Origin of the sequence: Paraburkholderia sp. FT54 (genome assembly GCF_031585635.1) — a bacterium.
Lineage (GTDB): Bacteria > Pseudomonadota > Gammaproteobacteria > Burkholderiales > Burkholderiaceae > Paraburkholderia.
Window position 1 is genome coordinate 448790 of record NZ_CP134195.1, and the last position, 12784, is coordinate 461573.

The window sequence follows — 12784 nt, forward strand, 5'->3', positions numbered from 1 at the left end:
ATGAGCAGTATCGACCCGAAACAATTCGGCAAAGTGGCAGTACTGCTCGGTGGGGATTCCGCCGAGCGCGAGGTGTCGCTCAATTCCGGCCGCCTGGTGTTGCAAGGTCTGCGCGACGCCGGCGTCGACGCGCATCCGTTTGATCCGGCCGAGCGTCCGCTCGCCGCATTGAAGGAAGAAGGTTTTGTGCGCGCGTTCAACGCGCTGCATGGCGGCTATGGCGAGAACGGCCAGATTCAGGGCGCGCTCGATTTTTACGGCATCAAGTACACGGGTAGCGGCGTGCTCGGCTCGGCGCTCGGTCTGGACAAGTTCCGCACCAAGCTCGTGTGGCAGCAACTCGGCATTCCCACGCCGCCGTTCGAAGCGGTGCTGCGCGGCGACGACTACGCAGCGCGTTCGAAAGAGATCGTCGCGAAGCTCGGCTTGCCGCTCTTCGTGAAGCCGGCGAGCGAAGGTTCGAGCGTCGCGGTGATCAAGGTGAAGAGCGCCGACGCATTGCCCGCTGCTCTACTTGAAGCGGTCAAGTACGACAAGATCGTGGTGGTCGAAAAAAGCATTGAAGGCGGCGGCGAATACACCGCGTGCATCGCCGGCAATCTCGATCTGCCGGTGATCCGCATCGTGCCGGCCGGCGAGTTTTACGACTACCACGCGAAGTACATCGCGAACGACACGCAGTACCTGATTCCGTGCGGTCTGGCGGCGGACGAGGAAGCGCGCCTGAAAGTGCTGGCGCGCCGTGCCTTCGACGTACTCGGCTGCACCGACTGGGGCCGCGCGGATTTCATGCTCGACGCCGACAGCAACCCGTATTTCCTCGAAGTGAACACGGCGCCTGGCATGACCGATCACTCGCTGCCGCCGAAAGCGGCGCGCGCGGTGGGCATCAGCTATCAGGAACTGGTTGTCGGCGTGTTGGCGCTGACGCTGCAGGACTAACCGGGGCGACCCGAAAGCAACACCATGTGGAACAACGTTCGCCAGCTCAATTTCGCCGCCAACGCATTGCATGCGTTGCTGGTGCTCGTGCTGCTGGCGGCGGGCGGTTACTGGCTGATCCAGCGCCCGAATTTCGCGCTGCGCGAAATCCAGATCGACGGCGATACCGAGCACATCAATTCGCCGACGGTGCGCGCGGGCGTCGTGGGGCGCTTGAAGGGCAACTTTTTCACGGTGGATCTCGACGTGGCGCGTCAGGCGTTCGAGCAGATGCCGTGGGTGCGTCATGCGAGCGTGCGGCGCGTCTGGCCGAATGCACTGGCTGTCACGCTGGAAGAGTACAAACCGCTGGGGACGTGGGGCAGCGATCAGTTGGTGAGCGTCGACGGCGAGTTGTTCACCGCGAACCAGGGCGAGCTCGAAGAAGATCTGCCCGCGTTCGACGGTCCGGACGGTACGGCAAAAGAGGTGGTCGCGCGTTATCACGACTTCCAGAAATGGTTTGCGCCGTTGGGCGCGACGCCTGAAGAAGTGACGCTGTCGCCGCGCTACGCGTGGACGGTGAAGCTCTCGAACGGCACGCAGGTGGAACTTGGGCGCGAACGCAATCAGGACACGCTGCTCGATCGGAGCAAACGTCTGAGCGCGGCGTGGAACGCGGTGACGCAACGTTGGGGAAAGGATATCGAGTATGCGGACTTGCGCTATCCGAACGGTTTCGCGATTCGCGCGGCAGGGATGCGCTTTATCACCGAACCCGACAAGGGCAAGAAGTAAACGGACATCACACGCAATGAGCACGCTATGAGTAAAGACTATAAAGATCTGCTGGTCGCCCTCGACATTGGGACGTCGAAGGTCGTGGCCATCGTCGCCGAGTTGAAGGGCGAAGGTCACTACGAGGTGATCGGCCTCGGCCAGAGCGAATCAAAGGGGCTCAAGAAAGGCGTGGTGGTGAATATCGAGGCCACCGTGCAGTCCATTCAGCGCGCGCTCGAAGAGGCCGAGCTGATGGCCGACTGCAAGATCACCAACGTATTCACCGGGATTGCCGGCAGCCATATCCGCAGCTTCAATTCGAGCGGCATGGTGGCGATCAAGGAGAAGGAAGTCACGCAGACGGACGTGGCGCGCGTGATCGAGACGGCGAAGGCGATCAACATTCCGACCGATCAGCAGGTGCTGCATATCCTGACGCAGGAATTCATCATCGACGGTCAGGAAGATGTGCGCGAACCGATCGGCATGAGCGGCATTCGCCTCGAAGTGAAGGTGCATATCGTCACCGGCGCGGTGAGCGCGGCGCAGAACATTGTGAAATGCGTGCGCCGTTGCGGGCTCGAAGTGAACGATCTGATTTTGCAGCCGCTGGCGTCGTCGCTCGCGGTGCTGACGGAAGACGAAAAAGAACTCGGGGTGGTGCTGGTCGATATCGGTGGCGGCACGACGGACATCGCGATTTTCAGCGAAGGCGCGATCCGTCATACGGCGGTGATTCCGATCGCCGGCGACCAGATCACGAGCGACATCGCGATGGCGCTGCGCACGCCGACGCCGGACGCGGAAGACATCAAGGTGGATTACGGCATCGCCAAGCAGGCTTTGGCCGATCCGGACGAAATGATCGAAGTGCCGGGTCTCGGCGAGCGCGGTCCGCGCACGCTGTCGCGCCAGGCGCTGGCGGCGGTGGTCGAGCCGCGTGTCGAAGAACTGTTTTCGCTCGTGCAGCAGGTGGTGCGCGAGTCGGGTTACGAGGAACTGCTGAGCTCCGGCGTGGTGCTGACCGGCGGCGCGTCGATGATGCTCGGCATGGTCGAACTCGGTGAGGACATTTTCCTGAAGCCGGTGCGCATCGGCGTGCCGGAATACGCGGGCGGTCTCGCTGATGTAGTGCGCAATCCGCGCTACTCGACGGCGATGGGTCTGCTCGTCGAAGGACGCTCGCAGCGTATGCGCGGCCGCAAGGTCGCGGTGCAGTCAGGCTCGATGGGACAGGTGTTCACGCGCATGAAGGACTGGTTTCTCGGCAACTTCTAACGCATTCGCTGTACAGAACGGTTTTCAAAAATACGCGCCGGTGCCGGCGGCCGGCGCGCGACAGAGGGTTGCCCGATCTTCTGCCGAATAACGGCCGAGTGGCTGTAAATTTTTTATCTTGACGGAGGCATCATGGATTTCCAAATGCTGGAAACCGAAACGAACGGCACCATCATCAAGGTCGTCGGAGTCGGTGGCGCTGGCGGCAATGCTGTCCAGCACATGATCAACAAAGGCGTGCAAGGCGTCGACTTCATCGTGATGAACACGGACGCGCAGGCTTTGTCGCGTTCGCGCGCCACCGCGGTGATCCAGCTCGGCAACACGGGTCTGGGCGCCGGCGCCAAGCCGGAAATGGGCCGCGCCGCAGCGGAAGAAGCACGTGAGCGCATCGCCGACGCACTGCGCGGCGCGCACATGGTCTTCATCACGGCCGGCATGGGCGGCGGCACGGGCACGGGCGCAGCACCCGTGGTTGCGCAGATCGCCAAGGAAATGGGTATCTTGACCGTTGGCGTGGTCAGCAAGCCGTTCGAATTCGAAGGCGGTAAGCGCATGCGCGTCGCAGAAGCCGGTTCGCAGCAACTGGAGGATCACGTCGACTCGCTGATCGTCGTTCTGAACGACAAGCTGTTCGAGGTGATGGGCGATGACGCCGAGATGGATAAGTGCTTCCAGTGCGCAGACGACGTTCTGAACAACGCAGTTGCCGGCATCGCGGAAATCATCAACGTCGACGGCCTGGTGAACGTCGACTTCGAAGACGTGAAGACGGTAATGGGCGAGCAGGGCAAGGCGATGATGGGCACGGCGACGGTTGCCGGCGTCGATCGGGCGCGTCTGGCCGCTGAGCAGGCAGTTGCAAGCCCGCTGCTGGAAGGTGTGGATCTGTCGGGCGCGCGTGGCGTGCTGGTCAACATCACGTCGAGCCGTTCGCTGCGTCTGTCGGAAACGCGCGAAGTGATGAACACCATCAAGAGCTACGCCGCGGAAGACGCGACGGTTATCTTCGGCGCGGTGTACGACGATGCGATGGGCGACGCGCTGCGCGTGACGGTCGTGGCAACGGGTCTGGGCCGTGCGGCGAAGAAGCAGCAATCGGCACCGATGACGCTGCTGCGCACCGGCACCGACAATCAGCCGATCCACGCACACGCTGCCTACGCACCGCAGTCGTCGCACGCCAGCACGGCCGACTACGGCGCGCTGGATACGCCGGCAGTGTGGCGCACGTCGCGCGATACGGCCGCCTCGCATGTGCAGGCGCTGCAGGAAAAGGGCGTCGACACGTACGACATTCCGGCATTCCTGCGCAAGCAGGCGGACTGAGCGCGCGAGCAGGCTTTCGTTGCCGCGCTGCGAGTTGGACAGCAGTGCAGCGCTGGCGGACGAACGCACGAGCGTGGCAGGTGAACGGCAAATAAGTCGCGTATCGTCAGATCCGCGGCAAGGACGACTGCCCTCTTCGGATTCGCGAAGCGGAGTGGGCGACTGTCGCCGGGCGGCGGAGCATGTAGTGCAGCTCACGCCGGATTTTTCACTGCGACACGACGACGTGCGAGCGATGCTTCGCATCGATGCAAAGGACTGAGCATGATTCAAGCAGGTGACAAGCTGCCCGACGCAACGCTCTTCGAGTTGATCGAAGACGAGCGGGCGGGCTGCACGATCGGGCCTAACAGCTTCGACGTGCGCGAGCAGACGGCGGGCAAGCGCGTGGTGATCTTCGGATTGCCCGGCGCGTTCACCCCGACCTGTTCGGCCAAGCATGTACCGGGTTATGTCGAGCACGCCGAGCAGTTGCGCGCTGCGGGTATCGACGAAATCTGGTGCGTGTCCGTCAACGACGCGTTCGTAATGGGCGCGTGGGGACGCGATCAGCACGCCTCGGGCAAGGTGCGCATGATGGCGGACGGCAGTGCGGCTTTCACGCGAGCGCTCGGTCTCGAGCAGGATTTGTCGGCGCGCGGCATGGGAATCCGTTCCCAGCGCTACGCGATGGTTGTCGACGACGGCGTGGTCAAGACGTTGAACGTCGAGGCTGCCGGCAAATTCGAAGTCAGCGATGCAGGGAGTATTCTCGCTACGTTGAGCTAGGCACGTGGGCGTCGTGGCCTTCGCCGCAGGCACGCGCGGTTGGCGCGTTGTGCCGGGGCAACGGTCGATAAGACGCTTTTGTGACAGGCCGTTACGCGGGCCGATGACCGGAAACGCCTCCGTTCCGGGGCATCGGCCCGTCACGCTTTCCCTGACGGGCGCCCAAGGTAATGCAGCGAAACAGATTGATACGTTCCGTCCGAAGACGCTCCTTAGGGTATTGGAGTATAATTCGTCCTATGGAATAAAAAGTCCCGATTGGGATTTTCAATCGAATAGAAGACCACCATGTTGAAGCAGCGCACTATCAAGCAAATCGTCAAGACAGTCGGCATCGGCCTGCACTCGGGCCGCAAGGTCGAACTGACGCTCCGTCCGGCCGCGCCGGACACGGGCATCGTGTTTTCGCGCGTGGATCTGGCCACGCCGGTGGACATTCCTGCGTCGGCGATGGCGATTGGCGATACGCGTCTGGCTTCCGTGTTGCAGAAGGACGGCGCGCGCGTCTCGACCATCGAGCATCTGATGTCCGCCTGCGCCGGTCTTGGCATCGACAACCTGTACGTCGACGTCACCGCTGAAGAAATCCCGATCATGGACGGCAGCGCCGGTTCATTCGTGTTTCTGATTCAATCGGCGGGTATCGAAGAGCAGAACGCGGCGAAGAAATTCATCAAGGTCACCAAGCCGGTCGAAATTCGTGACGGCGATAAATTCGCGCGTCTCGACCCGTATTTCGGTTTCAAGCTCAAATTTACGATCGATTTCCGTCACCCGGCCGTGGATAAAACCGGTCAGGCGCTGGAAGTGGATTTTGCCAATACGTCGTACGTGCGCGAGATCGCGCGTGCTCGCACGTTCGGTTTCGCGCATGAAGTGGAAATGATGCGCGAACTGGGTCTGGCGCGCGGCGGCAGCATGGACAACGCGATCGTGCTCGACGAGTACCGCATTCTGAACAACGACGGCCTGCGCTATGACGATGAGTTCGTGAAGCACAAGATGCTCGACGCGATCGGTGACCTGTATGTGGTCGGCCATCCGTTGCTGGCGTCGTATAACGCGTACAAGTCGGGCCACGGCCTGAACAACGCGCTGCTGCGTGAACTACTGGCGCACGAAGATTCGTATGAAATCGTCACCTTCGAAGATACGCAGAAAGCGCCGCGCGGCTTTGCCTACGAAACTCAAACGGCTTTTGCCTGACGCTTTCGAGCGAAATTTCCGAAGCAGGTGTATGAAAAGTAAGCGGCCCAGTCGGGCCGCTTTTTTTCTGCCTAGCGATTTCTCCGATGGCGGGCCGCCATTTTCGCCAGCGCTTCCTGCAACGGCGAAGGCGCGAGCGATTCGCTCAGCGCGTGGAGCGCATCGGCGCCAGCCGGCGTCATGCGCGCCTGTTTGACGGGCGGCGGTTCCTTGACAGCCTGCGGCCGCACGCGAATCCGCAGCGCATTGACGGGCCAGCCGCGCTGCTGCAGATCCGACAGCAGCCGTGGCTCCAGATGCCGTAGCCGTGCCGCCAGCGCGTTATGGCCGGCGAACAGGGCCAGCACGCCTTCCTTGATAAAGCTGGGCTCGACGCTCGTCGCCAGATAATCGGGCAGCAGCGCCCGCAGATCCTTCTCCAACGCCGCAATCTGCTCGACGCCCGCGCGCAGGGCCGCGAACGCGTCCGTGCGATTGAGCACCTCGGCGACCGGCTGCGGGCGGCGCGCCTTGAACTGCTGGGGCGGCGGCCTTGAAAAGGAAGGAGAACGGCTCATGTTCGATGGTAGCGGCGTGTCGCACCCTATGCGCGTTCACGCCGCGATTGTACCGCGCGGGATGCACGCGGACCTGCCTCAATGCGGAGTGCCGGAACTCGCTGCGGCGGCCTTCGGATGCCCCGCCGCCGTCTCGTTGCTGACATCAGCGTGGGCGGGGGCGCGTGCTAAAATGCGCGATTCGGTGCGACACGCACGCTCGTGTCCGGTGGCTCCACGTTACGGAGCATCGACTAGAGGGTTATTGAGGCAACTCACCATGCCCTCCGCAGGCGGCCCCCTTGTGGGCTGCACTTTAAGAAGCAGATGCGACCCTATGGGAAGCATCCTTGTAGTGAAATTGGAAACCGGAGCAATCAGCCGGCAACCTTGTTGCATGGACTTGATTACCGTCAGGTCCCGCCCAGTCAGCGGCTTCACCTCCGCCGACAGGGCGGGGTGATGTTTGCAATTCCCGAGCTTTCAGGCAAGGGTTTCGCTAAACCGATACGAGCGAAAGCTCGGTGTGTCATTGTTCGACCTCGTCGCTGAAGATGAGGGTAGTGAACCTGCTGTACGACCAGCAGTAGCCTAGGAGGACATGCGTCACTGGCAACGGTGAGGTGTGAAGCTCTTCTGACAATGTAGCCCCCGGACGTTTCGGGCAGATCGTTTCCGCGAGGAAGCGGTCTGGATACTCCTAGCAGCAAGGGGGTAAGGCGCTAGGCTGGCTGATAGGGTTAACGGAAGTGAACTGCTGATAAACCTCGTTAGCATTGTGTGCCAAAGCTGCTGATAGGCACTGACCAACAGGTATGCGGTTGGATAGCCCGCTCGAATCTCGGGCTACGTCGTTAGTGATACCGCCGGGGAATAGGCAGAACCTAAGTCAGTCGTGTGGCATGCCGGGAACGTGGTAAGCCTGTATGGTTGCCAGCGCAGTAGGGCTGGCAGGCGAACCGCAAGGGACGCTGTTGATTGTGCAGGTATGGGAGGACGGAAAAAGCGAAGGCCGGGCTGTAATGGACCGGATAGGGGTTGAGACATCACCTCACGCGAAAGCGGGCAGACTTCCGTCTGGTCTACCGTCGCAAGACGGCTGACTACCCTCTGTAGACTTGGTTAGATGCAGGCGCATGCGCCTGTGTTGAGTTTTGTTGTTCCCCAGCGGGGTGTATCTGCCCCGCTGGGGGAGATGCGCCTTCTGTCTGGGGACTTTTCCAGGTAGGAGAGCAGCATGAAAGTATTTGGTCGAACGACCGGATCTGCGCTTTCCCACGCGCCGGACAATTGGTACGCCGTAGATTGGCGACGAGTTGAGCGGAACGTGAGAGGGATGCAGATTCGAATTGCGAAGGCGACGCGGGAAGGTGACTGGCGCAGGGTGAAAGCCCTGCAACGGATGCTGACTCGCACGTTGTCTGCAAAGCTGTATGCGGTACGACGTGTTACGCAAAACCAGGGTGCGCGAACGGCTGGAGTCGATCGCGAGCTATGGGATTCGCCTGAAAGCCGATGGGAAGCCATCGGCAGGCTGAAGCGGCGCGGATACAAGCCTCTGCCATTACGGAGAGTCTTTATCCCCAAGGCAAATGGGAAGGAGCGTCCTCTGGGCATTCCGACCATGCGAGACAGGGCGATGCAAGCTCTGTATCTGCTGGCCTTGGAGCCAGTGTCGGAATCGACGAGCGATCTGAACTCTTACGGGTTCAGGTTGAATCGTTCGACAGCCGACGCGATGTCCCAAATCCGCGTCTGTATGTCCCAAGAGGCCTCGGCCAAGTGGGTCCTAGAAGCGGATATCAAGGGGTGCTTCGACCACATCAGTCATGACTGGCTGGAAACCAATGTCCCGATGGACAGAGGCGTCCTCCGGAAATGGTTGAAGGCTGGCCTGATTTATCAAGGTCAGCTACGGGCGACTGAGGCCGGTACGCCGCAGGGAGGAATTATCTCCCCGACGTTGGCTAACGTAACGCTGAACGGGCTGGAACGAGAACTGGCGGTGCATCTCGGTGCGAAGCTGGGGATCATGAAAGCCCGAAGGCTGAAAGTGAATGTGGTGCGGTACGCGGACGACTTCGTGATAACCGGTGACTCGAAAGAGATACTGGAACAGGAGGTCCGACCTTGGGTGGAGGCATTCCTTGCGGTTCGAGGGTTGCAGCTATCGGAGGAGAAAACGCGGATCACTCACATTGACGACGGCTTCGATTTCCTTGGGTGGAATTTCCGGAAGTACTCGGGAAAGATGCTCATCAAACCGAGCAAAAAGAACGCGAAAGCGTTCTACAGCAAGGTGGCGGAAACGATCAGCAGCAACAAGACGGCGAAGCAGGAGGAGCTGATCCGATTGCTAAACCCAATGTTGCGCGGATGGGCGCAGTACCACCATCCGGTTACGGCCAAAAAGGCGTACACCCGCATGGAGCATCTGGTGTTTCGGAGGCTCTGGTGGTGGTCCAAGCGGCGACATCCGCGAAAGAGCAGCAGTTGGGTGAAACAGAAGTACTTCCACTCAATCGACGCTCGCCAGTGGGTGTTCGCGGTCCGGACGGTTCGAGACGATGGCAGTTGGGGCCTGATGGATTTGTATCAACTCAGCGGTACGACGATCAGGCGACACAAGAAGATCCCAGGTGAATTCAATCCCTTTGATCCGAAGTGGGAGCAATATGGCGAGCAACTGCGACAGACGCGTCTGTGGGATTCGATGCGCTATCGGAAACAGTGGGCAAAGCTGTATATGGCGCAGAGCGGGTTGTGTGCGCACTGTGGCTGTGCCTTGACGGGCGAAACAGGCTGGCACGACCATCATCTGGAATATCGGATGCATGGCGGGTCAGACAAGTTGTCCAACCGGGTTTTGCTTCACCCGCACTGTCACCAGCAGGTACACGTTGGTAAACTGGTAGTAACTAAGCCGGTTCTGTCGTAGACAGAACTTCGTTCGTAGATTTGAGCCGTATGCGGGGAAACTCGCACGTACGGTTCTCGGGGGGCCCGATCTTCGTAAGAAGGTCGGGCTACCCGACAATTCACTCTTGGACTAAGCCGCCGAGGCCCTTCCGACCCTTGGAGCGCACGTGCACGACACGCACGCCGCCACCCAGCCGAAGCCGCGACGCAGACACCGATCCGATGACCACCGGTTTTCTACAGAAGATTTTTGGCAGCCGCAACCAGCGGCTAGTCAAGCAATATCAAAAGACCGTCACGGCGATCAATGCGCTCGAGCCGCAGATCGAGCAATTGACGGACGATCAACTGCGCGCCAAAACGGGTGAATTCCGCCAGCGCGTCGCGAGCGGCGAATCGCTCGACAAGCTCCTGCCGGAAGCCTTCGCGGTGTGCCGCGAGGCCAGCAAGCGGACGCTGAAAATGCGCCACTTCGACGTGCAGCTGATCGGCGGCATGGTTTTGCATTACGGCAAGATCGGCGAAATGCGCACCGGCGAGGGCAAGACGCTCGTCGCCACGCTGCCGGTATATCTGAACGCGCTGTCGGGCCGCGGCGTGCACGTGGTCACGGTCAACGACTACCTCGCCCAGCGCGACGCCGAATGGATGGCGCGTTTGTACAACTTCCTCGGTCTGTCGGTCGGCATCAATTTGTCCCAGATGGACCACGGCGCGAAGCAGGAAGCTTACGCCGCTGACATCACGTACGGCACCAACAACGAATTCGGTTTCGACTACCTGCGCGACAACATGGTCTACGAGACCGACGCGCGCGTGCAACGAGCCCTGAATTTCGCGGTGGTCGACGAGGTCGACTCGATCCTGATCGACGAAGCCCGTACGCCGCTGATCATCTCCGGCCAGGCCGAAGATCACACCGAACTCTACGTGCGCATGAATGCGCTGCCGCCGCTGCTCGAACGCCAGATCGGCGAAGAGAAGGCGGACGGCACCGGCGTCGAAAAGCCGGGCGACTACACGCTGGACGAAAAAGGCCGCCAGGTGTTCCTGACGGAATCGGGCCACGAAAAGGCCGAGCGCCTGCTCGCCGAGTGGGGCCTGATCGGCGAGGGCGAAAGCCTGTATGCGCCGCAGAACATCACGCTGATGCACCACGTGTACGCCGCCCTGCGCGCGCACACGCTGTTCTTCAAGGACCAGCATTACGTGGTGCAGAACGGCGAGGTGGTGATCGTCGACGAATTCACCGGCCGTCTGATGTCGGGCCGCCGCTGGTCGGATGGCCTGCACCAGGCCGTCGAGGCGAAGGAACACGTCAAGATCCAGAGCGAGAACCAGACGCTCGCGTCGATCACGTTCCAGAACTACTTCCGCATGTACGCGAAGCTGTCCGGCATGACCGGCACGGCGGACACGGAAGCGTACGAATTCAACGAGATCTACGGTCTCGAAACGGTCGTGATCCCGACCAACCGTCCGCCCAAGCGGATCGACAAGCAGGATCAGATCTACAAGACCGCCAAGGAACGCTACGACGCGGTGATCCGCGACATCCGCGATTGCTACGAGCGCGGTCAGCCGGTGCTGGTCGGCACGACCTCGATCGAAAACTCCGAGTTGCTGTCGCATCTGCTGAAGCAGACCGGTTTGCCGCACGAAGTGCTGAACGCCAAGCAGCACGCGCGTGAAGCCGAGATCGTCGCCGAAGCCGGCCGTCCGAAGCGCATCACGATCGCCACCAACATGGCCGGTCGCGGTACGGACATCGTGCTCGGCGGCAACGCGGAAAAGCAGGCGTCGTTCCTCGAACTGGACGAAACGCTGGCTGAGGACGACAAACAGCGCCGTATCCAGAAGCTGCACGACGAATGGCAGGCGCTGCACGATCAGGTGAAGGCCGCGGGCGGCCTGCACATCATCGGTACCGAGCGCCACGAATCGCGCCGGATCGACAACCAGTTGCGCGGCCGCGCCGGCCGTCAGGGCGATCCGGGCTCGTCACGCTTCTATCTGTCGCTGGAAGACCCGCTGCTGCGCATTTTCGCCGGCGATCGCGTGCGCGCGATCATGGACCGCCTGAAGATGCCCGAAGGCGAAGCGATCGAAGCAGGCATCGTCTCGCGCTCCATCGAATCCGCGCAGCGCAAGGTGGAAGCGCGCAACTTCGACGTCCGCAAGCAATTGCTTGAATACGACGATGTGTCGAACGATCAGCGCAAGGTGATCTACCAGCAGCGCAATGAATTGCTCGAAGCGAACGACATCACGGAAACGATCGGCGCGATGCGCCAGAGCGTGATCGCCGATATCGTTCACCAGTTCGTGCCGGCCGGCAGCATTGAAGAGCAGTGGGACGTGCCCGAGCTGGAAGAAGTGCTGCGCAACGAGTGGCAGCTCGACCTCGCGATCCAGGAAATGATCAACGAGTCGAACTCGATCAGCGCGGACGAGATTCTCGAAGCGGTCGAGGCCGCGGCTGACGAAGCCTACGAAGCCAAGGTCGAGCTGGTTGGCCGCGAATCGTTCAGCGCGTTCGAACGCTCGATCATGCTGCAAACGCTGGACCGTAGCTGGCGCGAACATCTGGCCGCGCTCGATCATCTGCGCCAGGGCATCCATCTGCGCGGCTATGCGCAGAAGAATCCGAAGCAGGAATACAAGCGCGAGGCGTTCGAACTGTTCGCCGCCATGCTCGACGCCGTGAAGCTCGAAGTCACCCGCGTGGTGATGAACGTGCAGATCCAGTCGCCGGAACAGTTGGAGCAGGCTGCTGAACAGCTCGAAGAGCAGGGCGGCCACCTTGAAAACGTCGAGTTCCGGCACGCCGAATTCGCCGAAGCCGCCGCAGCAGCACCTGTTGCCGCGGAAGCGGCCACCGCCGCCATGATCGGCGACGCAATGAGCCACGGCTCGTCGCAGGCGTCTGCAGCGAATATGCACGCGGACAACGTGCCGAAGGTCGGCCGTAACGACCCGTGCCCATGCGGCAGCGGCAAGAAGTACAAGCAGTGCCACGGCAAGATCGTGTAATGCCGAAGGCGGCG

At 61.2% G+C, this 12784-nt stretch carries 9 protein-coding genes; 8 read left to right on the forward strand and 1 reads right to left on the reverse strand.

Annotated features, from left to right (window positions below; genetic code table 11):
* The 6 genes from RI103_RS02140 to lpxC all read left to right on the forward strand — a co-directional run bounded on the left by RI103_RS02140 (nucleotide 1) and on the right by lpxC (nucleotide 6282).
* Nucleotides 1-942, forward strand: a complete 942-nt coding sequence (locus RI103_RS02140) for a D-alanine--D-alanine ligase (RefSeq protein WP_310813802.1) — start codon at nucleotides 1-3, stop codon at nucleotides 940-942.
* A 24-nt stretch (nucleotides 943-966) separates the two neighbouring features.
* On the forward strand, nucleotides 967-1719 hold the full coding sequence (locus tag RI103_RS02145) for a cell division protein FtsQ/DivIB (RefSeq protein ID WP_132372930.1): 753 nt from the start codon (nucleotides 967-969) through the stop codon (nucleotides 1717-1719).
* Nucleotides 1720-1746: 27 nt separating this feature from the next.
* Nucleotides 1747-2979: a cell division protein FtsA gene (ftsA, locus tag RI103_RS02150; protein ID WP_007180311.1), complete on the forward strand. Its 1233-nt coding sequence runs from the start codon at nucleotides 1747-1749 to the stop codon at nucleotides 2977-2979.
* Between the two features lie 132 nt (nucleotides 2980-3111).
* The gene (ftsZ, locus tag RI103_RS02155; RefSeq protein WP_310813803.1) at nucleotides 3112-4308 is read left to right on the forward strand and encodes a cell division protein FtsZ; all 1197 of its coding nucleotides are present in this window, start codon (nucleotides 3112-3114) and stop codon (nucleotides 4306-4308) included.
* 264 nt (nucleotides 4309-4572) lie between these two features.
* Entirely contained in the window at nucleotides 4573-5076 is a 504-nt protein-coding gene (locus RI103_RS02160) for a peroxiredoxin (RefSeq protein WP_310813804.1), read from the forward strand.
* Between the two features lie 288 nt (nucleotides 5077-5364).
* Nucleotides 5365-6282, forward strand: a complete 918-nt coding sequence (gene lpxC / locus RI103_RS02165; RefSeq protein ID WP_310813805.1) for a UDP-3-O-acyl-N-acetylglucosamine deacetylase — start codon at nucleotides 5365-5367, stop codon at nucleotides 6280-6282.
* 71 nt (nucleotides 6283-6353) lie between these two features.
* On the opposite strand, the gene RI103_RS02170 is transcribed toward lpxC, so the two are convergent.
* Nucleotides 6354-6839, reverse strand: coding sequence for a DciA family protein (locus RI103_RS02170; RefSeq protein WP_310813806.1), 486 nt, complete (start codon nucleotides 6837-6839; stop codon nucleotides 6354-6356).
* Nucleotides 6840-8055: 1216 nt separating this feature from the next.
* On the opposite strand from RI103_RS02170, the gene ltrA reads away from it, so the two are divergent.
* The gene (ltrA, locus tag RI103_RS02175) at nucleotides 8056-9756 is read left to right on the forward strand and encodes a group II intron reverse transcriptase/maturase (RefSeq protein ID WP_310813807.1); all 1701 of its coding nucleotides are present in this window, start codon (nucleotides 8056-8058) and stop codon (nucleotides 9754-9756) included.
* A 203-nt stretch (nucleotides 9757-9959) separates the two neighbouring features.
* Nucleotides 9960-12770 carry a preprotein translocase subunit SecA gene (secA, locus tag RI103_RS02180; protein ID WP_310813808.1) on the forward strand — a complete coding sequence of 937 codons (2811 nt, stop codon included), beginning with the start codon at nucleotides 9960-9962 and terminating at the stop codon, nucleotides 12768-12770.
* The last annotated feature ends 14 nt before the right edge of the window (nucleotides 12771-12784 follow it).